Annotated in this window: 19 protein-coding genes and 1 tRNA gene; 11 read left to right on the forward strand and 9 right to left on the reverse strand. The window is 59.0% G+C overall.

Annotated features, from left to right (window positions below):
* Positions 1–111: 111 nt before the first annotated feature.
* The 3 genes from IF204_RS08400 to IF204_RS08410 are packed head-to-tail and all read left to right on the forward strand — an operon-like array spanning position 112 to position 3,645.
* Positions 112–1,632, forward strand: coding sequence for a sugar ABC transporter ATP-binding protein (locus tag IF204_RS08400; protein ID WP_194096141.1), 1,521 nt, complete (start codon positions 112–114; stop codon positions 1,630–1,632).
* 12 nt (positions 1,633–1,644) lie between these two features.
* Positions 1,645–2,649 carry an ABC transporter permease gene (locus tag IF204_RS08405; protein WP_194096143.1) on the forward strand — a complete coding sequence of 335 codons (1,005 nt, stop codon included), beginning with the start codon at positions 1,645–1,647 and terminating at the stop codon, positions 2,647–2,649.
* 54 nt (positions 2,650–2,703) lie between these two features.
* Positions 2,704–3,645, forward strand: coding sequence for a substrate-binding domain-containing protein (locus IF204_RS08410; RefSeq protein WP_194096145.1), 942 nt, complete (start codon positions 2,704–2,706; stop codon positions 3,643–3,645).
* A 69-nt stretch (positions 3,646–3,714) separates the two neighbouring features.
* Here IF204_RS08410 and IF204_RS08415 read toward each other — a convergent pair whose 3' ends face one another.
* Both IF204_RS08415 and IF204_RS08420 read right to left on the reverse strand, forming a co-directional pair.
* Positions 3,715–5,541, reverse strand: a complete 1,827-nt coding sequence (locus IF204_RS08415; protein WP_194096147.1) for an FG-GAP-like repeat-containing protein — start codon at positions 5,539–5,541, stop codon at positions 3,715–3,717.
* Between the two features lie 286 nt (positions 5,542–5,827).
* Complete coding sequence (locus tag IF204_RS08420) at positions 5,828–6,535, reverse strand: helix-turn-helix transcriptional regulator (RefSeq protein WP_194096149.1); 708 nt, start codon at positions 6,533–6,535, stop codon at positions 5,828–5,830.
* Between the two features lie 84 nt (positions 6,536–6,619).
* Between IF204_RS08420 and IF204_RS08425 the strand changes: the two genes are divergently transcribed.
* Entirely contained in the window at positions 6,620–7,546 is a 927-nt protein-coding gene (locus IF204_RS08425; RefSeq protein WP_194096151.1) for an alpha/beta fold hydrolase, read from the forward strand.
* 99 nt (positions 7,547–7,645) lie between these two features.
* Here IF204_RS08425 and IF204_RS08430 read toward each other — a convergent pair whose 3' ends face one another.
* The 5 genes from IF204_RS08430 to IF204_RS08450 all read right to left on the reverse strand — a co-directional run bounded on the left by IF204_RS08430 (position 7,646) and on the right by IF204_RS08450 (position 13,970).
* Positions 7,646–8,626 carry an ABC transporter ATP-binding protein gene (locus IF204_RS08430; protein WP_194096153.1) on the reverse strand — a complete coding sequence of 327 codons (981 nt, stop codon included), beginning with the start codon at positions 8,624–8,626 and terminating at the stop codon, positions 7,646–7,648.
* A gap of 4 nt (positions 8,627–8,630) precedes the next feature.
* Entirely contained in the window at positions 8,631–9,455 is an 825-nt protein-coding gene (locus IF204_RS08435) for a carbohydrate ABC transporter permease (RefSeq protein WP_194096155.1), read from the reverse strand.
* Positions 9,452–10,321, reverse strand: a complete 870-nt coding sequence (locus tag IF204_RS08440) for a carbohydrate ABC transporter permease (RefSeq protein ID WP_194096157.1) — start codon at positions 10,319–10,321, stop codon at positions 9,452–9,454. The genes IF204_RS08435 and IF204_RS08440 overlap by 4 nt, the downstream gene beginning before the upstream one ends.
* 67 nt (positions 10,322–10,388) lie before the next feature.
* Positions 10,389–11,651, reverse strand: coding sequence for an ABC transporter substrate-binding protein (locus IF204_RS08445; RefSeq protein ID WP_228069130.1), 1,263 nt, complete (start codon positions 11,649–11,651; stop codon positions 10,389–10,391).
* 42 nt (positions 11,652–11,693) lie between these two features.
* Positions 11,694–13,970: an alpha-L-rhamnosidase gene (locus IF204_RS08450; RefSeq protein WP_194096161.1), complete on the reverse strand. Its 2,277-nt coding sequence runs from the start codon at positions 13,968–13,970 to the stop codon at positions 11,694–11,696.
* A gap of 137 nt (positions 13,971–14,107) precedes the next feature.
* On the opposite strand from IF204_RS08450, the gene IF204_RS08455 reads away from it, so the two are divergent.
* On the forward strand, positions 14,108–15,130 hold the full coding sequence (locus IF204_RS08455) for a LacI family DNA-binding transcriptional regulator (RefSeq protein ID WP_194096163.1): 1,023 nt from the start codon (positions 14,108–14,110) through the stop codon (positions 15,128–15,130).
* Between the two features lie 14 nt (positions 15,131–15,144).
* Positions 15,145–15,282 carry a hypothetical protein gene (locus IF204_RS08460; protein WP_194096164.1) on the forward strand — a complete coding sequence of 46 codons (138 nt, stop codon included), beginning with the start codon at positions 15,145–15,147 and terminating at the stop codon, positions 15,280–15,282.
* Here the strand turns inward: IF204_RS08460 and IF204_RS08465 are convergent.
* On the reverse strand, positions 15,255–16,457 hold the full coding sequence (locus IF204_RS08465; protein ID WP_194096166.1) for an NAD(P)-dependent alcohol dehydrogenase: 1,203 nt from the start codon (positions 16,455–16,457) through the stop codon (positions 15,255–15,257). The genes IF204_RS08460 and IF204_RS08465 overlap by 28 nt on opposite strands.
* 271 nt (positions 16,458–16,728) lie before the next feature.
* On the opposite strand from IF204_RS08465, the gene IF204_RS08470 reads away from it, so the two are divergent.
* The 5 genes from IF204_RS08470 (at position 16,729) to IF204_RS08490 (ending at position 20,958) form a co-directional block, all read left to right on the forward strand.
* On the forward strand, positions 16,729–17,190 hold the full coding sequence (locus IF204_RS08470; RefSeq protein WP_194096168.1) for a (R)-mandelonitrile lyase: 462 nt from the start codon (positions 16,729–16,731) through the stop codon (positions 17,188–17,190).
* 88 nt (positions 17,191–17,278) lie between these two features.
* Positions 17,279–18,205, forward strand: a complete 927-nt coding sequence (locus IF204_RS08475; RefSeq protein ID WP_322743271.1) for a LysR family transcriptional regulator — start codon at positions 17,279–17,281, stop codon at positions 18,203–18,205.
* Between the two features lie 103 nt (positions 18,206–18,308).
* Positions 18,309–19,061, forward strand: coding sequence for a carboxymuconolactone decarboxylase family protein (locus tag IF204_RS08480; RefSeq protein ID WP_194096170.1), 753 nt, complete (start codon positions 18,309–18,311; stop codon positions 19,059–19,061).
* Positions 19,062–19,071: 10 nt separating this feature from the next.
* Positions 19,072–19,710 (forward strand): NADPH-dependent F420 reductase, encoded by a 639-nt coding sequence (locus IF204_RS08485; protein ID WP_194096172.1) that lies wholly within the window; start codon positions 19,072–19,074, stop codon positions 19,708–19,710.
* A 78-nt stretch (positions 19,711–19,788) separates the two neighbouring features.
* Positions 19,789–20,958, forward strand: a complete 1,170-nt coding sequence (locus IF204_RS08490; protein WP_194096174.1) for an MFS transporter — start codon at positions 19,789–19,791, stop codon at positions 20,956–20,958.
* Positions 20,959–21,250: 292 nt separating this feature from the next.
* Here IF204_RS08490 and IF204_RS08495 read toward each other — a convergent pair.
* Positions 21,251–21,326 (reverse strand) — tRNA-Thr (locus IF204_RS08495).
* Between the last annotated feature and the right edge of the window lie 43 nt (positions 21,327–21,369).

The raw sequence follows: 21,369 nt of genomic DNA on the forward strand, positions 1-21,369 counted from the left end.
GCCCGGCGTTCACTGCCAGAATAGCGCCTCAAATGCCACGATGAAAAGCTTTACACAAATTATGAAAAGGTTTACACAAGCCGCTAGGGAAGAGGAAATAGGAATACTGTGATGTCCGCGATCGGAGATCAGGGCCCGGTGCCGGTTTTGGCAGCGCGGGGGGTGTCTAAGTCATTCGGTGAAGTGCCGGTACTTTTCAGTGTCGATCTGGAAATACTCCCCGGCGAGGTTCATGCCCTCATGGGCGAGAATGGTGCAGGCAAATCCACGCTGGTCAAAATTCTATCGGGGTTTGAACAGCCTACGGCAGGTCAGATCCTGCTGGACGGCAATGCTGTCACCCTGCCCGGTAACGGCCACTCCGAACGGCTCGGCATTGCGCTGATTCACCAGGAACTCAACCTCGCCGAACATCTGACTGTGACTGAGAGCCTGTTTCTGGGCCGCGAGATTACCAAGTTTGGCTTCCTCGACCGCCCCGCCATGCGCAAGGTTGCGCGGGCCGCGCTGGACGAGCTTGGCACTGACATTCATGTCGACGCGCTAATCAGCGACCTGAGCCTTGCCGACAAGCAGATGGTCGAGATCGCGAAAGCCATTAGTCGCAATGCCCGTGTCGTTTTCATGGACGAGCCGACCGCGGTACTGTCCGAAGGCGAAACCGACCGTTTGTTCGCTCAGGTTCGCCGCCTTCGCGCCGAAGGGACCAGCTTTGTCTTCGTGTCGCACAAGCTGGGCGAGGTCATGGCGCTCAGTGACCGCGTGACGGTTCTACGTGATGGTCAGTGGATCAAGACGGACCTGACCCGCAACCTTACCGCCGACCGCATTGCGCAGTTGATGGTCGGCCGCGAGTTGTCGGACCTTTATCCGGTGAAGCACGAACCTGATGTCGACGCCGAAGAAGTGCTGACTGTCGAGAACCTTTCCACCGGCTTTGTCAAAAACGCGAGCTTTACGCTGCAAAGAGGTGAAATCCTCGGTTTTTCCGGTCTGATCGGCTCGGGACGGACCGAGTTGATGGAGGCGATTGCGGGCCTTCGCAAATACCACTCCGGCACTGTGACCGTGAACGGCACGCCCCTGCCCGCGGCCGATATGAATGCGACGCGCGAAGCGGGCGTTGCCTACATGACCAAGGACCGTAAGGGGCGCGGACTGCTTGTCGGTGAACGTATCCGCCCGAACCTGACGCTGCAGACACTCGATCTGCATGAACGCTGGGGGATGATCTCCGGCACGTCGGAGGCGAAGGCGCTCGAACGCGCGAACCGCCGTTTCGACATCCGTGTCCGCGATCCGCGCGTGATGGTGTCGCAGATGTCAGGCGGCAACCAGCAGAAGCTCCTGCTCGCCAAAATCATGGAGCTCGCCCCCGGCATTCTGATCGTCGACGAGCCGACACGCGGCATCGACGTCGGCACCAAGCAACAAATTTACCAGTTCCTGTCCGTGCTGGCCCGTGAAGGCCATGCCGTAATCGTCGTCTCGTCCGAAATGCCCGAGATCATCGGCCTCTCCAGCCGCGTTGCGGTGATGCGCGAGGGGCGGATCATGGGGTTGCTGACCGGCGACGGCATTCAGGAAAACAACATCATGCGACTGGCCTCCGGCCTTGGCGTCGCGGCCTGACGGAGACCACAGATGAGCACCCAGACCAGCCCCCTCACCTCCATCCGCCGCACGTTGTCGTCGGTCGACATGCGCGCCGTTGCGCCCTTCATTGCGTTGATCGTGCTGATTATCGCCGGCGCGATGGTGAACCCGCGTTTCGTCGGCCTCGACAACCTCGCCAACGTGGCCACCCGCTGCGCGTTTATCGCGACCATTGCAGTCGGCGCGACCTTTGTCATCTCGTCCGGAGACCTCGATCTGTCGGTCGGCTCGATGGTCGCCTTCGTCGCCTCCGTCATGATCCTGTTCATGAACACGCAGGTCTTCGCGAGCCCGCTGATGATGGTGCTTACCGCCGTTCTGCTGGCCATCGCGCTCGGCGCGCTCTGCGGGCTCTTCAACGGGGTACTGACGACGAAAGGCCAGCTTGAACCGTTTATCGTAACCCTCGGAACCATGGGCATTTTTCGCGGCCTGACCACGTGGCTGTCGCAAGGCGGCGCGATCACGTTGCAGGCGCAGGAACAGCAGGCGCTTTACCGCGAGGTCTACTTTGGCCGCTTGTTTGGTGTGCCGTGGCCGATCCTGATTACCCTCGCCGTCGCGCTGCTCGGCTCGCTGCTGATGTACCGCACGCGCTTTGGTCGTCACGTGGTCGCCGTCGGCTCCAACCGTGAAGTCGCGCGCCATTCGGGCATCAATGTCAGCCGCGTGCGCCTCTATGCCTTCATGATCCAAGGCCTGACCGTAGCCGTCGCCGTGATCCTCTACGTGCCGCGCCTCGGCTCCACCTCCTCCACCACCGGCACGATGTGGGAGCTTCAGGCGATCACCGCAGTGGTCATCGGCGGCACGGCTCTCAAGGGTGGTTCGGGCCGCGTTTGGGGTTCGATCGCGGGCGCGTTCATCCTCGAACTGGTGGGCAACATCATGCTGCTGTCCAACTTCATCTCTGAATACCTCCTCCTCGCCATCCAAGGGACGATCATCATCCTTGCCATGCTGGTTCAGCGTTCGCTGACCCGTAGGGCCTGAAGAGACCGTATGGGCGTCGGTCATAAAACGCCCAATTTCAAGGGAGTGAACTTAATGCGTAAGACAATTTTCGGAGCGCTGCTTGCCAGTGCATCCTTCGTCAGCACCGCTTTTGCTGCTGACCTCACCATCGGTGTGTCGATCCCGGCTGCCGACCACGGTTGGACCTCGGGTGTGGTTTTTCACGCCAACCGGATCGCCGAAGAAGTCATGGGCGCCTATGACGACATCGAAGTCATCGTCAAAACCTCGCCCGATCCGGCAAGCCAGGCCAATGCGCTTCAGGATCTTGAGATCCAAGGCATCGACGCACTGGTCATCCTGCCGACCGACCCCGACGCGCTCGTCAACGCGATCATGGAAGTGAAGTCCAAGGGCACTTTCGTTGCACTCGTCGACCGCGCACCGTCGAACAACGACGACAGCGTGCGTGACCTCTACGTTGCGGGCAACAACTACGGCCTCGGCGAAGCGGCTGGCGAATACATCGCCGAGAACACCCCCGACGCCAAAGTCGTTGTGATCCGCGGTATGCCGATCCCGATCGACCAAGAGCGTCAGGACGGCTTTGACGCCGGTATCGAGGGATCGGACGTCGAAGTTCTCGACCGTCAGTTCGGGAACTGGAACCGCGACGATGCCTTCCGCGTCATGCAGGACTACCTGACCAAGTTCGACGACATCGACGTGGTCTGGTGTCAGGACGACGACATGGCCGTTGGCGTTCTGCAGGCCATCGAACAGTCGCAGCGTGACGACATCCAGTACGTCATCGGCGGCGCGGGCTCGAAGGACATGATCAAGATGGTCATGGACGGCGATCCGATGATGCCGGTCGACGTGCTCTACCCGCCGGCGATGGTCGGCACCGCGATCGAGATGACTGTTGCAGGCATGGTCGGTCAACTGCCGGTCGCTGGCACCTACACCATCGACGCGACGCTCGTGACCCCCGAGAACGCCGAGGACTACTACTTCCCCGACAGCCCGTTCTAATCGGTCCCACTGAAAATAAGGCCCGTCCGGAGACATCCGGGCGGGCTTTTTCGTTCCATGCGTCGACAATCACAGAATGTGGATGTGCTCCGAAAGGTCGATACCGGCCGCATCTTGCAGCACAATCACATTGCCCGCACCGAGTTTGAGGATGACGTCATCCCCGCGCGTGGTGGCACTGTCCAGCAGGTCCTCAATGCTGTCATGTTTCCGCAGCAGAGACTCAGCGATGTGCAGTTCATCGTCGCCAGAGCCGAAGTCCTTCACCGTGTTCTTGTCGATCTTTTTGCCGTCAAAGACGAACGTATCCGCCCCCTGCTTGCCGATCAGCTTGTCATTGCCCCTGCCCGCATAAAGGACGTCGTTGCCTTTGCCGCCGTTAAGCTTGTCATTGCCGTCGTCGCCGTAGATCAGGTCGTCACCGTTGGCCCCGATGATCTTGTCGTTGCCGCCGTTGCCTTTGAGCGCATCGTCACCGCCCTTCCCGTAGAGCTTGTCCTTGTAATCGCCGCCGGCAATCCGGTCATCGGTTTTCCAGCCTTTGCGCTTCACGCCCTTCGACAGCGCGCCAAGCTGGAACTGGCTGTAGCTGGACTCGCCCGTGATTTCGAATTCATCAGGCAGGTCCCACTCACGAACCTCATAGACGATGTCAGGCAGCCAATCGCCGTTGATATCCGCGACCTGGAAATTCTGCCTTGCAGGAAACAGATCGTCGTCAATCCGCGAGAAGTTGCCTTTGCCGTCATTGGCAAACCAGTATGTCACATCCTCCGTGAAGTCCGGCGACCAGCGTTTGTAGATAATGTCCAGATCGCCATCGGCGTCGAAGTCGTAGAGCTGGAAGATCGGCCCACCGCCCGACGCGCCAAGCACGCCGTCGTTCTCCTGCCCTTCGATGCGGTGCGACACCTTCGCGAAGCCGTCCTCGCCCCTGTTGTCGAAATACTGGAAGTACGTCGCGCCATCGGAGTCTGTATTGACCGCGTAGACCATGAGGTCGAGATCGCCATCGTTGTCGATGTCACCCCACTCCGCACTTTCTTGGGACAGGCCGTATTTATTGATGACCGGATCGGCAAAGTCATCGCTCTTCACGAGCGTGAAATTCCCCAGCCCGTCATTCTCGGCATAGAACTGAGTGAATTCCCACGTCCGAGTGTCCAGCACTTCGCCATACCAGATGTCGATATTGCCGTCGTTGTTCACGTCCAGCACAGCGGGGAAGTAGGCGCCGCCATAAAGTTTGTTGAACGCGTCATCGAACATGTCCGACTGGGCGTAGTCGCCATAGGGATGCTGGCTCGTCCACTCGGGCGCCGAGAAATTCCCGTTCCCGAGGTTCATCAGCACGTATGACCCCGTCAGGTCATCTTCACCGAGGTTGTTGACGAAAATATCGAGCAGGCCGTCATTGTTGAAATCCGCTGCAAACGAGCCGTGGCTGAAGTCAGTAAGCTGTGGCAGTGTATCTGTCGCATCGACCAGCCCGCCTTTGCCATCGGACAACAGAAGGTAGTTCTGCTCTCCCAGAAACGGGTCGTCCTTTTCGGAGCCGTGGTTATTGACGAACAGGTCGTCCATACCGTCGTTGTTGAAGTCGCCAACCACGAAATCCCGTAAGATAACGCTGTAAACATCGGTCGGGATGAGGTCAGGCCCGATGTCGGATATCCGCCCGTTCTTGAAATCAAGGACGACGATGGGGCCTGCATCAGTCCTCTGTAAGCCACCCTGATCCACAGCAGCGACAATGACTTCATAGTCACCGTCCCCATCGAGATCCATCTGACCGGATAGGTCCCAATTCAACTCGTAATTCTGGTCATAGTACTCCCCGAACGGTGTCTCGTTCAGGACGGCGGACTCATAATAGAACGGTGAAATCTTCGACATGCGGCAAACTCCTGCGGCGACCTGAACAAACAGAAGCGGCCTAGGCCTCGCAGTGGCTCGCGCAAAGAAAAGGGCGTTCTCATGGTGCGAACCGATGCAACCCGCACCGCCTCTTCACTGAAAAAAGAAGAGTATCTGATACAGGTTCAAATAATGAGACAACCCAAACAAGTAAGGTGTCCATGACTTATCGCGCGAACTGCACATATGTTGAGATGTCGATTTGTGGGTTCATGCACTTTGCGGGGACTGACCGTTTGCCGGCCCAATCGGAGACCGGCCATTTTTAAACGACCCGCTCCACGCCTTTGTCGAATGTGATGTGCCGCGGCCTAAAAGAGCTACCCTCGACGACACGCGGGCTAATGATGCGGTCCATCCGGAAATGACGCACGGCGTCACGCCTCGGGTCCCATGCAACGAGGTACCAGAGCGGCGGAAGGATCAGCATCGCGTGCGGCTCCACACTCCGGTCGGAGTGTTGGCCCTTTGCGTCGACGTACTCGAATTGCATGCATTGGCGGCCAAGAAACGCCTGCTCAACGGCCTCGAGCAAACCTCGATCCATTTCCCCAATGTTCGACACATCGACCTGCGGCGCCAGCGGCCCCACATAGAGGCAGTCGAGCAGTCTGCGCAGGTCTTTCAGCTTGTCTGGAGGCAGGGACTTTTCGATCTTTGCCAGCCCCGCGTCCGCGAGATCGGAAAATGGCAGAGACCTCGCCGCACGCATACTCGAAATACCGAGGATCAGCGCGAAAACCTCCGGAACGGACAGCCTCGCCGTCGTCTGCACCGACCCTGGATCGAGCGATAGCCCTCCGCCGCGTCCTTGTTCCGCATGGATGACGTAACCTTCGTCGCGCAGCGCAGAGAGGTCGCGCAAGATCGTGCTCCGCGATGCGCCAACCTCAGTCATCAGGGATTGCACGGTGGATGCCCCGTTGCGGCGAAGGCTGCGGATGATGGCGTCTTGTCTGGAACGAGCTTTCATAAGCAGACCATAGCAAAGAAAGGTGTCAGTTTTTGAAATCTTTCCAAGTTAGGCGGATGTCGAACTACGCAAAAGGACATTCCCATGGCTTTCAAAGATTTCCCCGCCCCCTCCATCATTCCGCTCAATGGCATCCAGCTCGAGGTTTTCGAAGCGGGACAGCAGAACAAAGGCAACCCGATTGTTCTTTGCCACGGCTGGCCAGAGCACGCCTATTCATGGCGCCATCAGATCCCCGCTCTGGCCGAGGCTGGTTACCACGTCATCGTCCCGAACCAGCGCGGCTATGGCAATTCATCGCGACCTGATACTGTGACCGACTACGACATCCAGCACCTCACGGATGACCTCGCCGCGCTGCTAGAACACTTTGGCTATGACAGTGCGACCTTCGTCGGCCACGACTGGGGCGCAAACGTGGTCTGGAGCCTCGCGCAACTCCACCCTGCCCGCGTGAGCAAGATCATCAACCTCGCCCTGCCCTATCAACCGCGCACGCCGATCCCGTGGATCGACTTCTTGGAGCAGATTTTCGGTCCGGAGAATTACTTTGTCCATTTCAATCGCCAGCCGGGCGTTGCGGATGCCGTGCTGGACGCGAATGCCGAACAGTTCCTGCAAAACCTGTTTCGCAAGAATGTCCCTCCGTCAGCGCCTGATGGGATGGTCATGATGGACCTTGCACAAGCTGAAAAACCACTGGGCGAGCCGATCATGAGTGACGAAAATCTTGCGGTATTTACGAGTGCTTTCGCCACGACCGGCTTTACCGGCAGCATCAACTGGTACCGCAACCTTGACCGGAACTGGCATATTTTGGAGAGCGCCGCGCCAGTCATCACGCAGCCTGCGCTCATGATTTACGGAACGCAGGACACCATTCCACCATCGGACACGCTGACCGATTTTGTACCGAACGTGGACGTCGCCAGCCTCAATTGCGGGCATTGGATTCAGCAGGAAAAGCCCCACGAAACTACCAAGCTGATGCTGGAGTGGCTCAAGAGGTAAGACGGCTTAATGGGCTGACTAGGCCATAGGGAGCCTCAAGAGCTCCCTATTTGCCGCCGCCGCTAACGCACCCCCTTACGGGCTACTGGGGCCTCACGCTCAAAAGCGAATTTCGCGGCTTCGGTCGGGAGTAGCGAAGAGCTTTTCACCCGGAGCAAATGTCCGCGCGCCATCCACGCGCGCGGTCAGCGGTCCAAGCTGGTCGCAGTCGATATGCACGATAGTATCCGCACCGAGCCGCTCGACATGACGCACTGTACCATGCCATGTCCCTTCGCTGGCCGACAAAGACACATGCTCGGGGCGAATGCCGTAAGTGTCTGACGCGCCGAGGATGCGGGCAACTTCGCCTTGATAGAGGTTCATCTTGGGCGAGCCGATGAAGCCCGCCACGAACGGGGTTGCTGGTGTGTCGTAGAGTTCCATCGGCGTGCCGACCTGCTCGATCCGTCCACCGTTCAGGACCACGATTTTGTCGGCCATGGTCATCGCTTCGACCTGATCGTGCGTCACATAAATCATTGTCGAACCAAGCCGTGCATGCAGATCCGTGAGTTCGATCCGCATTTGGGTCCGAAGAGATGCATCGAGGTTCGAAAGGGGCTCGTCGAACAAGAATACCTGCGGGTCTCGCACGATGGAGCGGCCAATGGCGACACGCTGGCGCTGGCCGCCGGACAGTTCTTTCGGTTTGCGGTCGAGATAATCGCCAAGCTGCAAAATTTCGGCAACCTCGCCGACCTTGCGAGCGATCTCCGCTTTGGGCGTGCGTGCTAGCGACAGGCCAAAACCGATATTTTCGCGCACGGTCAGATGCGGATAGAGGGCGTAGTTCTGAAAAACCATGGCGATGCCACGATCGGACGGCTCGCTATTAGACACGTCGCGCCCGCCGATTTCGATGACGCCAGACGTCTGCTCCTCCAGCCCTGCAATCATGCGCAATAGTGTGGACTTGCCGCAGCCCGACGGCCCAACGAAGACGCAGAACTCTCCGGATTCAATGGTCAGATCGATCCCTTTGATGACTTCGAAGGCGCCAAAGCTTTTGCGCAGGTCTTTGAGCTCAACACGGGACATAGGCTTATCCTTTGACCGCGCCAGAGGTCATTCCGGCGACAATTTGGCGGTTGAAGAAAATGAACACGATGAGCGGCGGTATCGTAATCAAGAGAATGTTCATAAAGAGCAGGTTCATCTGGGTCACAAACTGGCTTTGGAAATTATAGAGCGTCAGCTGCACAGTGATGTTATCGCGCCCCGGCAGGTAGTAGAGCGGATGCGTGAAATCGTTGAAGATGGTGATCGACTGCACAACGATGATGGTCAGCGTGACCGGCTTGAGAAGCGGCAGGACGACCTTGAAGAACACCTGCCACGGTTTGGCACCGTCGATGAGCGCGGCCTCATCCAACTCACGCGGTATGGTGCCGATGAAACTACGGTAAAGAAGCACGGTGAAACCCATGCCGTAGGCGACCTGAATGAGGATCATACCGTTGAGGGTCTTGAACAGGTTTATCCCCTGCAGAAGCCAGATCGTCGGGACAACGGCTGGCGGGATCATCAGGCCGGACAGCGCCACGAGATAAACCACCCGGGTCACCGGGCTTGGGCGACGTTGAACCACATATCCCACCATCGCGCCGAAAATCACGAGTAGTGTGATTGCGCCGACAGTGATGATGATCGAGTTCCAGTAGGCAAGCAGCAACGCGTAGTCACGAGCTTGGACCGTTGCGACAAGGTTCTCCCAGAAGACCCAACGTTCGGGCAGGCTGAAGTCCAGTTGACTGGCGTCCTGCGCGGTCTTCATCGCGTTGATCCCGACGAACAGGAAGGGGATCACGAAGATGACGAAGGCGATGGCCAGCGCGATCGCTCCAATGACGGTTTGGCGGCGGGTCATGCGTCGATTGCCCTTTTGTTCAGCCAGTATGCGAGCGGCGCCACGATCAGAGCGATCATCAGGAAAAGAATGACGTTTCCTGCGGTCGAAAGGCCCCAGAAACCGGCCTGATATTGTTTGTAAATCACCGAGGCGAGGACGTCCGACGAAAAGCCCGGACCGCCGCCTGTCATTGCCCAGATCAAGTCGAACAAGCGCAGGCCGCCGATCAATGATAGAATGATGACGGTCGTCGTGGCGGGGCGAACCAGTGGAACGGTGACGCGCCAGAATTGCTGCCAGCGAGTGGCGCCATCGATGCGGGCCGCCTCATAGTATTCCTGCGCGATTGTGGCGAGGCCAGCGATAAAGATGAGGGTCGCTAGCCCGACGCCGCGCCAGACATCAACTGCCGCAACGGACAACAGTGCCAATGACGGATCGGTCAGAAACCCGATCTTCGAGAGGCCGACGCCGTCAAGCATGAGGTTCAGAATGCCCTCGGTCGGGTGCATCATCTCTTTGAAAAGAATGCCGACACCGACGGTCGATACGAGCACCGGAAAGAAGACGATTGACCGCAAAATAGATTGGCCGAGGATGCCGGATGTCAAAAGCACGGCCAACAAAAGACCAAGAACCGTTTTTAGGCCAGAGGTCAGGAAGGCGAAGACCAGCGTGTTGATCGTACCGCGCACGAGATAGGGCTCGGAGAAGAACTGGATATAGTTGTCCCAGCCTGCAAATCGTGCCTCGAACGGGTCCCAATACGTCAGTGAGAAGTAAAAGGACGTCACCGTTGGCACCAGAAAGAAGATCACAAAGATCAGCCCTGCCGGTAGGACAAACCAATAGGGATACGGAGATTTCCGAGCCTTGTTGGACATCGTTGTTCCTCGTCTCAGGGTCAGGCCCACAAATAGCAGTGGGCCTGACGATTGACGTTACCGCGAATTACCAGCCCTCAAGACCAAGCTGCTTGGCTTGTTTGGCCACGTCCTGATCGTAGAGCTCCGCAGCACTTTGCGCGTCACGAATGCCGGTACCAACCTCGACGGCGAGCTGTTGCAGCGCCGGTCCTTTGATCGGGGACAGGAATTCAAGCGCGGGCGCGGTTGCACCTTCGGTCTCGAAGTAAGGAAGCATGTCCGACACGGCGCGCGGAACATCGGCGGGAATCTCGCAGCCAGCCACGAGCATCGGTCCGGTCGCACCGTTGCGGTCCACGATCGCCTGACAGCCCTCGGCCGAGGCCATGAAGTTTAGGAAATCCTTGGCGGCGTCGACGTGTTCGCTCGATTGCGGGACATAGGTCGCCGCAGGCATCCAGACCGTCAGGCCGTTCGCGCCATCACCCGGCTGAGCAAAGAAGCCGACGTCGTTCAGCTCATCGGGGTTGTTCAGCTGGATCGTGCCGATGGCAAACGTGAGCATCGGATAATGCACACCGTCGCCTGTTGCGACCATGCGCATACCGTCTTCAAGCGTTGCAGCACCGAAATCTTCGTTGAAATAGCCAGCCTCATAGGTCTCTTGGAGACGTCCGAAGCCCGCCATCGCCGCCGGTGTCGAAGCGTACTTCGCTTGGTTCAGTGTGTATTGCTCGGCAAAATCCGGATCGGCGGCCTGGATGTTGAAATAATCCGCCAGAACGAACAGCTGGCTGGTCCATGTGTCCCCGTAGGTCTGGATTACCGGCGTCTTATCTGTCTGCTCTGCAATCGCGGCATTGTTGGCCATGAACTCGTCCCAAGTGGTTGGAACTTTAAGGCCGAGCTCTTCGTAGGTCGGGACGTGGTAGAAAATGCCGCCGCCCATCGCTGCTTCATAGGGCACGCCGTAGTAGTTGCCTTCGTCGTCAGCGACAGTGGTCAGGAACGCTTCATTGAGGTTGCCCAGATTGGGAATGTCATTGATCGGCACCAGCGTGCGCGAAGGCCGCAGCGCTTGGAACAGTGAGCCGGAATTGTACGAGAAGATGTCAGCCATCTCGCCGGTCGCCAGCAGTGTTTTGACGAGGTTGTCACCCTCGGTGCCTGCCGGACGCACATCGATGGTGAAAGTGACGTCGGGGTTTTGCGCGGTGTAGGCCTCGGTCATTGCCTCGAAGGCCGCGACGTTGACCGGATTGTTGTCGACCAGAACAGTCAACTCCTGAGCCGCAGCCCCACCGGCGACAAACAATAGCCCGATGGCGGTGGTTGTCAGATGTTTCATCATGTCTTTCCTCCCTAGTTTGCCGGTCTCCTCAACCGGTCCTCAGTGCTTCAGTTCAAAGCGAAACTCGTGGGTTCCTCTTCCCACAGTCCCGCCACCAATTGCGTCGGACGCAATTCCTTCGCATCCCTCTGGCAAGGTCACGGTGTAGATCACCTCTTCACCATTGATTTGCCACTGCGCTTCGATGCGCCCGTGCCGCGTTTCGTGCCACATCTGTGCGTGACCCAATGCGGGCAGAATTGTCGGATCCAGCCGGACCTTCGCAAACCCCGGTGCCTCGGCCATGGGCTGCACACCGGCGACGTTTTCAAAAAGGAACTGGCAGACCGCGCCATATGCATAGTGATTGTAGCTGTTCATGTCGGGGTCGTAGATCGTGCCATCCTCGCCGATGGCGTCCCAGCGCTCCCAAATCGTGGTTGCGCCGCGGTCGACTTGAAACAGCCATCCCGGCACGCGCCGGTTCAGGAAAACCTTCTCGGCAAGATCGTTCATGCCCAGCATCGAAAGCGCGGGCAAAAGCGCGGGGGTGCCGATGAAACCTGTACCGATCAGATACTCGGCATCTTCGATCACACGCCTGAAATAGCCCTTGGCCGCCTCGAAGTGCTCGTCAGGTACGAGTCCATAAAGAAACGCCAGCGCATATGAGGTCTGGTCGTTGTGAGCGAGCCGACCATTGGGCGAGAAATACTCGGCGTGGAACGCGCTGCGGATTGCCTCGGCCCGTTTGCGCAGATCGCTGGCATCCTCGCCAATGATCTCGGCAATGCGCGCTGCAAGATCGGTCGAAATGTAATGATAGAGCGTTGCGGCGCAATCATCGGCAATCGTCGGGCGGGGCTTGCGGTTGTCGCCAACAGGCTGCAGCCAGTCCCCGAAGGTGAAGCCCTTCTCGCCCCAGCGCGAATGCGGGCGGATAAGCGGGCCATCTGAAATCGACCACAGATAATCGAGCCAACGCAGCATCGACGGGAAGCATTCGCGCAGAACGGCATCATCCCCGTAATGCAGGTAGAGCTGCCAAGGGATTACGGTGATCGCGTCCCCCCAACCCGTCGAGCCTGCCCAATCGCCTTCGAACGTCGAACCAGGGCGCCGTGTCGGGTCCGGAGTGAAGTGCGGTACTGCGCCGTTTGCACGCTGGTCATGCATCACATCGCGCAGGTATTTACGGAGGAATAGCTCGCTGTCGGCCAACCAACAGGCGGTGCCTGCAAAAACCTGCGCGTCACCTGTCCAGCCAAGCCGCTCATCGCGCTGCGGACAATCGGTGGGAATTTCGATGAAGTTGCCACGCTGCGACCAGATGGTGTTGGAGACCAGCTTATTGACGGCCTCCACCCCGCATTCGAACCCTGCAGTAATCTCGGGGACAGACGTGATCGGCACGGACACGATGTCATGCACCTGCGCTTCACCTTCGATGCGCACGCGGGCGTAGCGATATCCCATGAAGGTGAACATCGGTTGCCAGACTTCCTCACCCTCGCCGGCAAGGGTGTAGGTCAAGGACGCACGGGCTGCGCGGAAGTTTCGTCTGTCAATTTTCCCTTCGCCGTCCAGCACTTCAGCGAAATCTATCAGCACCTTTGCACCCGGAGCGCCAGTGACGGTGATACGCGTGTATCCGGCGACGTTCTGACCGAAATCATGAACGGTCGCATCGCCTTCGGCCCATGATTTGAGCGGAGTGAGAGACGGAAGTTCTTGAACCGTACCGGCCTCTTGCGCAACGAAAAGTGCAGGATCGGTCGCGAGCGGTTCGACCCCGCCAGTTACCTGCGGATTGATACGTGCGTCGTGGTCCTCACCCCAGTAGATACCCGACTTCAGGACAGGCAGAAGACCGCTTTTCCACTGCGCATCGGTTTTGCAGATGACGGCGTCACCCTGAACGATCTCGGCCAGCGCGCCGATCCGATCGCCCCAACCATTGGGGATCGCGAATTCGCGCCACATCAGGGGAGAACGATACCATCCATCGCCCAGCCAGATCTCGATCCGGTTGACCCCTTGGGTGACTAGATCACTGATTTCGTATGCTTGGTAGGCGATGCGATCATCGTAGCAGGTCCAACCCGGTGTCAGGCAGTCCGCCCCCACCCGTTTGCCATTTACGAAAGCGCGGTAAAGGCCGAAGGCCGAAGCGTACATGAGGACCGGGCCGCTGCCCCTGACCTCGAACTCGGTCGCGACAAAGCTGCCCTGTGTGCCCTGCCCCTTGTCGACCTCGGGAGCAATGACCTGCGCAGACCAATCTCGTGTCAAACGGCTAGACGCCATCTTTGCGTCGCCCAATTCATCCAGGCTCATCTCTTCCTCCCTTAGTGCGGCCATTCAGCGTGCGCTTTGTAGACCGTTCTACGTATATCGTTATACGCGCTTCTGGTCTTGGCAAGAAAAATCTGCTTATCTTGCTTGGCAAAGTCGGACTGCAGAAAGATCACCCGTTGGAAGACACCAAGGCCCCGCACGGAAAAGTAACCATCCGGCATGTCGCCTCCGATGCAGGCGTATCCGTGGCCGCCGTGTCGAAAGTTCTGCGAAATGCCTACGGAGTCAGCGACAGTCTCAGAGCGAAGGTCCTGAAATCAATCGACAAGTTGGGCTACCGCCCAAGTACCGCCGCTCGCGGTATGCGCGGCCAGACCTACAGCATCGGCATGTTGCTGGTTGAAATGCAGAACCCGTTTCTGCCGACAGTCATTGAGGGCGCCAAGGCCACATTGCAAAAAGCCGGCTACAAGACGCTGATCGGTGTCGGGGAAGCCAATGCCTCGATCGAGCGTTCGCTGATCGATTCGATGATTGACCTGCAAATGGACGGGCTGATCTTGGTTGCGCCGCGCATCTCTGGACGTCTTCTATCCCGCTACACTGCACAAAAACCAATCGTCGTCGTGGGGCATCACGAACCCGAAGCAACAAGCTTCGATACGGTAAATTCCGATGACGCCGCGGGGGCGAAACTGGCGGTACAGGAGCTTATTGCCGCCGGTTGCCACACGATCCACATGATCAGCCTGCCGCGCATCAACGAGGACCGAGAAGTCTTTGCGCTCCGCGAGCGAGGCTATCTAGAAGCGATGGCCGAAGCGGGACTGTCGGACAAAGCTCATATCTGGCGGGTCCGTGAGCGCCCCAACGGCCCAGGAACACCGCTCGAAGAGCTCTTTGAGGCAGGCAACCTCCCCGATGGCCTGTTCTGCTGGAGTGACATCCACGCAATCGACGTGCTGAACCAAGCGCACCAGCGCGGCATTTCCGTGCCAGAGCAGCTTGCAGTGGTCGGATACGACAATACGCCCGTGTCAGCGATGCCGATGATCGGCCTGTCCAGCGTCGAGCAGCGTGGCCAGACGCTCGGCGATCTTGCCGCAAAGGCATTGCTATCCCGCATCGGCGGCAGGACGAAGGCCGAACACGTCATGGTCGCCCCCGAACTCTTCAAGCGGCACAGCCTGCCGCATTGAACCTTGAGGCGATTGTGACATCAGGCGGTTTCGTTCCGCACATCGACTTTGCCACCTCGCAAAAGCGCATCGACCAGCCCGTCAAATGCCCCAAGCCGCACGAGCCCCAGCGCCGCGCGGTGCATCAGGTGTTGGTCATGTCGATCACGTAGCGATAGCGCGCCTCTTTCGCGACGACCTTTCGGCAGGCCTCCCCGATCCGGTCAGGGGTGATCAGGTCGTAACTCGCTGCGATCCCGTGCTTGGCCGCAAAATCGATCACTGCCTGTGTCTCGGCGATCCCTCCGGTCATCGAGCCCGCAAGCCGCGTTCGCCCAAAGGCCATCGCCATGCCCATCGGACCTTCCAACGGGCCGAGCGCACCGACGTTCACCAGAGTGCCATCCAGTTTCAGCAGATTGAGAAACGTTTGCATCTGATAGGCGACCGGTACCGTTGAAAGCATCAGGTCGAACGTGCCCCGCTGGCGAGCGAGCGCCTCTTCGTCGGACCACAGATAGGCTTCGACCGCGCCGAATTCGAGCGCGTCGGTCAGCTTATCCTGCGAGGTGGTGAACACAATGACCTCAGCGCCTTTGGCCGCGGCGAGTTTCACCGCCATGTGGCCCAATCCGCCCATGCCGATGACACCGTAACGCTGGCCAGGCTGGAGGTCCCACGTGTTGATCGGAGAAAAGGTCGTGATCCCCGCGCAAAGCAGCGGGGCGACCCCGGCGAGATCCATTCCCGGCGGGATACGCAGCGCAAATCCTTCGTCAACAACGATCCGTTTGGAGTAGCCGCCATAGGTCACTCCACCCGACACCTCATCTGGTGATCCGTAGGTGAACGTCGTGCCGTTCAGGCAGTACTGCTCAAGGTCGGCCTTGCAGTGATCGCAGGTGCCGCAACTGTCGACCATGGTTCCGACGCCTGCAATATCGCCTTCGCGAAACTTGATCACGTCAGCGCCGACGCCAATGACGCGGCCCACCATCTCGTGACCGGGCACCACCGGCTGAGTGACCGGTCCCCAGTCCCCGCTTACGGTGTGGATGTCGCTGTGACAGATCGAGCTGTACATAATCTCGATCACCACATCTTTTGGCCCAGCGGCGCGGCGGGTGATGACAAAGGGGTCAAAGGTCAACGAGGTGTCGGAAGTAGCCCACGCTTGAACTTGCGCGGCTTCTGTCGAGCGAGTTGCCTCTTGCGCCTGCGCGGTGCTGACCACACCCGCCGCCAGCGGAGCAGATGCGGCCAGAGCGGCGCCACTTGTCAGGAAAGCGCGGCGGCTTGCGCCTTCGCGGGTGATGACTTCGGCCTCGGCATTACAGCTTTCACACATGGGGTGTCCTTTCGCGGTGGAGGGCTACGGCACGGAGGATGTGCCGCCGGTAAGTCCAATGTTGTCCCGCAGAACCCGCACGATAATAGGCGCGCTAGGCACATCACTCATGATGCTAATTCATCAATTATGAGGCCGGACCAATGAATTCCCCTCATGAGCGCATTGCGGTTTGGCCCCATGATCAGTCGCGCTCGCGGCCCTACGTCCATGGCAAGCTGTATGATCGCAGCATTGGCCTGTCGGCCGCCTCACACCCTAGGAGATGCCCATGAAGTTCCCGACCTTAGCCGCCGCCCTCATCACCCTCGCTCCAACGGCGGGGCTGGCCGAAGGCATGACCCTGACGTCTGCCGGAGACCGTCCGCACATGGCTGGCAGCCTTGAGACCTTTACCGGGACAGTGAACATTGCATTCCTGTTTCCGCCGACCGACCCCTTCGCAGCAAGCGCTGCCACAGTCACGTTCCTCCCCGGCGCGCGGTCGGCATGGCACAACCACCCCGGCGGCCAGATGCTCGTGATCACTGAAGGGATCGGTTGGACGCAGGAACGCGGCGGCGAAAAACACATCATGCGAGCTGGCGACGTAGTCTGGTGCCCGCCAGGTGTCGACCATTGGCATGGCGCAACGGATCAGACGGCAGTCAGCCATATCGCCGTGCAACAGGCGGGCGAAGGCGGCGCGGTGATCTGGGGAGAACACGTCACGGATGCCGAATATCTCGACTGAATGATAGGCTCGCTGACACTACAAAACGCAATGAGGCGCAGCGAGCCCGCTCTTTTCACTTATGAAGAAACCTCATAGGTTTTCCGGAGTGCCCTTATCGAATGGTTCCCACCTCGACATGCTCCGCGAGAACATCAACGACCTCATTGCGTTTCAAGCTGTTGCTGAAGAGTGCAGCTTTACCCGAGCCGCCGCGCGTCTGAACGTGTCCCAATCGGCGCTGAGCCACACGATTAAGGGGCTCGAAAAGCGACTCGGGCGACGGTTACTGATCCGCACCACTAGGTCGGTTGCACCGACCCTCGAAGGACAAGAGCTACTCGAAACAATTGCGCCCTGCTTCGAGCGGATCGAAGCGCAGCTCACCGCGCTCATCGAAGCCAGTGACGAACCCTCCGGCACGGTGCGGATCGCGGCGGTGGAATATGCCATTGAAACGCTGCTCTGGCCCAAGCTGTCGCCGGTCCTCAAGCAACATCCCAAGGTGAAGGTCGAGTTCGTCATGGACTACGGCTATACAGACCTCGCTAAAGCACAATGTGATGCGGGTGTGCGCTATGGCGATCAGGTCAGCGACGGGATGATCGCCATGCGCATCGGGCCTGAGGAGCGGATGGTCTGTGTCGGCGCGCCGGAGTACCTCGACCGCACCAACAGACCCGAAACCCCGCAATCCCTTACCGACCACGCTTGCATCAACCTGCGTCTATCCAACCACGGTGCTCTCTATGCGTGGGAATTCGAGGACAGCGACGGGCAGGAAATCCGTGTCAAAGTAGACGGCCAGATTACGTTCAACACTATCAACCCGGTGATGCAGGCCGCTATAGCAGGTCACGGGCTTGCACTCATTCCCGAGCGCCTCGCACGGCCACATCTGGACGCTGGCGCACTGGAAATCTGCCTTGGCGATTACGCCCCCTATTTCCCCGGCTTTCACCTTTACTACCCCAGCCGCGAGCGCCCGTCGGCAGCGTTTGACATCGTACTGGATGCGCTGCGCGAACGCGGTTGATTGATGAATTATCTGCATAAGTGCTTTCTGCGCGCCGCGCATTAACCGCTTCAGCACAAGTCCCATATCGAATGGAACATTCCATTCTGAAAGGACTGCCCAGATGAAAACGCCCCTCGCCGCCTCTGCCCTTGTTCTGCTTTCCACCGGAGCCTTTGCGGAAACGATCGGTCAAAATGCACTGAAGCGGGTTGCTCCCGCGCTGGAGGCTTATACCACCGGCCCGCTTCAGGCTGATGTGTGGGAGAACGAGACCTTGGCCGAGCGTGATCGGGCGCTGGTGACCTTTGCCGCCATGCTGACCAGACACGAGGTCGGCCTCCTGCCTGACCACATTGCGCTGGCTCTCGACGCCGGTGTCTCGCCCGCAGAGATCTCCGAGACCATTACACACCTTGCGTTCTATTCGGGCTGGGGCAATGCGATTGCTGCCGCAGAAGCCGCCGCACCGGTTTTCGAGGCGCGCGGGGTCGACATTGCAGACCTGCCGCCGGTCTCTCCCGAGCTACTGCCGCTAAATGAAGAGGCCGAAGCAGCGCGCGATCAGATGGTGCGCAACAATTTCGGTGAGGTCAGCCCCGGTGTGGTCGACAATACGCGCGACCTGCTGTTCCGTGATCTCTGGCTGCGTCCCGACCTCGCCCCGCGCGACCGCAGCCTCGTGACGGTGGCGGCACTTGTCGCCGCGGGACAACCCGAACAGATGCCGTTCCACCTGTCGCGCGCAATGGACAACGGTCTGACCCAAGACGAAGCGGGCGAAGTTCTGTCCCACCTTGCATTTTACGCAGGCTGGCCGCGCGTGTTCTCGGCGATGCCGGTCGCCAAGCAAGTCTTCGAACAACGGGCTGAATGAGGGACCGCCGATGAAGATCGCAATCCTCGGCTCCGGCTTGATGGGAAGCAAGCTCGGTACGCTCTGGGCTCGCTCAGGTCACCAAGTGACCTTTGCCTATTCACGTACCGAAACCAAACTTGCCCGGCTCGCCGAGGTTTGCGGAGCAGCTTACGGCAGCGTGTCCGAAGCTGTCATCGGGGCCGATGCGATCCTGCTTGCCGTCCATTGGAACCGCGTCGAGGACGTACTGGCGCAAGCCGGTGACATGGCGGCGCAAGTCGTGATCAACTGCTGTGTCCCGCTCGACGAATCCAACAGCCAGATCGTCGTCGGCATGACCACGTCTGGCGCAGAAGAGCTGGCTCGCCAGCGACCACGCGCAAGGTGGGTTTCGGCGTTCAACACCAGCCCCTCCGAGAGTTTCGGTCCGGCCTTCGCTGCCAAAGGCCGAAGCGAGCCACCGCAACTGTTGATGTACGGCGATGATGCTGGGGCAAAGACTATAGCCGCAGAACTCATCCGCGACGTCGGCTTCGAACCTCTCGAGGCGGGCGGCCTCAGAACCGCACGCTACGCTGAACCCTTCGCCATGGTCACTGCAGAGCTTGCCTATGGGCAGCCAGGCGGCGCGGCGCTCGCCTATCGCGTCACACGCCTGACAGGCTGAGGCGAGAACCTCGCCGCTTGACCGAAGCCTGCCCCATCAGCAACACCTCCTGACGACATCTTCAAACCAAGAGGCCACATGCCAGATCAAGCCGCCCCCGCGACCCAAGCTAAGGGTGCCGTATTTTCGATGTCACTCTGCGTGGCATTGCTGATCGCATCCGAGTTCATGCCCGCCAGCCTACTCACACCGATGGCCGAAGGATTGAATGCAACAGAAGGGCAAACCGGACAGGCGATCTCCATTTCGGGAATTTTCGCCGTTCTGGCGAGCCTCACGGTCACAACGGTCGCAGGCGAGGTGAACCGCAAATGGGTGCTAATCTCGATGACGGCACTTATGCTGGTCTCGCTGGTGTTGATAGCAGCGGCCCCGAATTTTGCGTGGCTCATTGTGGCGCGCGCCTTGCTTGGCATTTCCATAGGTGGGTTCTGGGCGCTGGCGACATCTGTCATCATGCGACTTGTGGTGCCCGATGCCGTACCACGCGCGCTTTCGGTGATGTACACGGGACAAGCGATTTCTGCCGCGTTGGCTGCGCCGATCGGTAGCTGGCTAGGTAGTGTGATCGGCTGGCGCGGGGTGTTCTGGGTACTTGTCCCTCTGGTGTTGTTCGACCTTGTCTGGCAGCTTTTGGTCCTGCCATCTTTGCCTGCACGCGGACGCCAGACCTTTGGCAATCTGTTCGCCCTTCTGCGTCGCCCGTATTTCGCAAAAGGGCTCGTTGCACTGACGTTGATTTATGGCTCGGCGTTCTCGATGTTCACCTATTTGCGCCCTTTCCTCGAACAGGTCACAGGCGCGAACATCGCCCAACTATCATCGCTGTTTCTGGTCATGGGATTGGCTGGTTTTGCGGGCACATGGGCTGCCGGACGCTTGGTACCGCGCTACGGCACAGCGCTGATGGTCTCACCGCCACTCATCATGGGAGCAGTCACAGCAGGCCTGCTGATCTTTGGTGCGAATGTCTGGATAGTAGCAGCACTTTTGGCAGTCTGGGGCGCAATGAACACTGCCGTTTCAATCATCTGGTTCGGCTGGATGTCGCGAAACGTCGATGACGCAGCTGAAGCAGCGGGAAGTTTGATGGTCGCCGTTATTCAGGCATCAATCCTTCTCGGCGCACTGATCGGCGGCATCCTCCTCGACTGGTACGGGATCACCGCCACTTTCCTCAGCTCCATCTTGCTCGCCGGAATTGCGGTCGGGCTGGTACGCTCGGGGAAACACCTAATGAGACGATAACCAAAAGCGTGCGAAATGAAGGCGCCCTCGTGCCGAGCGTCTATCCCGCTGGACTTCGCGAAAGACGCAACAAAGTGCTCAGCGCCTGAAGCTCGGACAAGGTGTTCGTTCAATACTATGCCAACTGATCGGTGCTGCTTAGCCTCGCTTGGAGCTCAAATATTGCGGGTTAACGCAGGATGTCCGGGCCAGCCAATCAACCGTTCGTGGGGCAGTTTGTGGGGCAAAAAAGCGACAAAATTTACGGATTTCACCAAAAAATCAAAGATTGTTGGTTTTTTGGGATTGTAAATGGTGCCCCCAGAGAGACTCGAACTCCCGACCCTCTGATTACAAATCAGACGCTCTACCAGCTGAGCTATAGAGGCACTGGGGCGCTTCCTAGTGTGTCGCGCTGGGGCTGTAAAGTGG

The sequence above is a fragment of the Marivivens aquimaris genome, assembly GCF_015220045.1.
GTDB classification, from domain to species: domain Bacteria; phylum Pseudomonadota; class Alphaproteobacteria; order Rhodobacterales; family Rhodobacteraceae; genus Marivivens; species Marivivens aquimaris.

What these genes read in the sequence shown, in the direction of transcription:
- IF204_RS08445 (WP_228069130.1), bottom strand. Translation starts at nt 11,651, where the DNA reads ATGAAACATCTGACAACCACCGCCATCGGGCTATTGTTTGTCGCCGGT.
- IF204_RS08480 (WP_194096170.1), top strand. Translation starts at nt 18,309, where the DNA reads ATGAAAACGCCCCTCGCCGCCTCTGCCCTTGTTCTGCTTTCCACCGGA.
- IF204_RS08410 (WP_194096145.1), top strand. Translation starts at nt 2,704, where the DNA reads ATGCGTAAGACAATTTTCGGAGCGCTGCTTGCCAGTGCATCCTTCGTC.
- IF204_RS08435 (WP_194096155.1), bottom strand. Translation starts at nt 9,455, where the DNA reads ATGACCCGCCGCCAAACCGTCATTGGAGCGATCGCGCTGGCCATCGCC.
- IF204_RS08470 (WP_194096168.1), top strand. Translation starts at nt 16,729, where the DNA reads ATGAAGTTCCCGACCTTAGCCGCCGCCCTCATCACCCTCGCTCCAACG.
- IF204_RS08425 (WP_194096151.1), top strand. Translation starts at nt 6,620, where the DNA reads ATGGCTTTCAAAGATTTCCCCGCCCCCTCCATCATTCCGCTCAATGGC.
- IF204_RS08420 (WP_194096149.1), bottom strand. Translation starts at nt 6,535, where the DNA reads ATGAAAGCTCGTTCCAGACAAGACGCCATCATCCGCAGCCTTCGCCGC.
- IF204_RS08485 (WP_194096172.1), top strand. Translation starts at nt 19,072, where the DNA reads ATGAAGATCGCAATCCTCGGCTCCGGCTTGATGGGAAGCAAGCTCGGT.
- IF204_RS08490 (WP_194096174.1), top strand. Translation starts at nt 19,789, where the DNA reads ATGCCAGATCAAGCCGCCCCCGCGACCCAAGCTAAGGGTGCCGTATTT.
- IF204_RS08430 (WP_194096153.1), bottom strand. Translation starts at nt 8,626, where the DNA reads ATGTCCCGTGTTGAGCTCAAAGACCTGCGCAAAAGCTTTGGCGCCTTC.
- IF204_RS08400 (WP_194096141.1), top strand. Translation starts at nt 112, where the DNA reads ATGTCCGCGATCGGAGATCAGGGCCCGGTGCCGGTTTTGGCAGCGCGG.
- IF204_RS08465 (WP_194096166.1), bottom strand. Translation starts at nt 16,457, where the DNA reads ATGTGTGAAAGCTGTAATGCCGAGGCCGAAGTCATCACCCGCGAAGGC.
- IF204_RS08450 (WP_194096161.1), bottom strand. Translation starts at nt 13,970, where the DNA reads ATGAGCCTGGATGAATTGGGCGACGCAAAGATGGCGTCTAGCCGTTTG.
- IF204_RS08405 (WP_194096143.1), top strand. Translation starts at nt 1,645, where the DNA reads ATGAGCACCCAGACCAGCCCCCTCACCTCCATCCGCCGCACGTTGTCG.
- IF204_RS08440 (WP_194096157.1), bottom strand. Translation starts at nt 10,321, where the DNA reads ATGTCCAACAAGGCTCGGAAATCTCCGTATCCCTATTGGTTTGTCCTA.
- IF204_RS08415 (WP_194096147.1), bottom strand. Translation starts at nt 5,541, where the DNA reads ATGTCGAAGATTTCACCGTTCTATTATGAGTCCGCCGTCCTGAACGAG.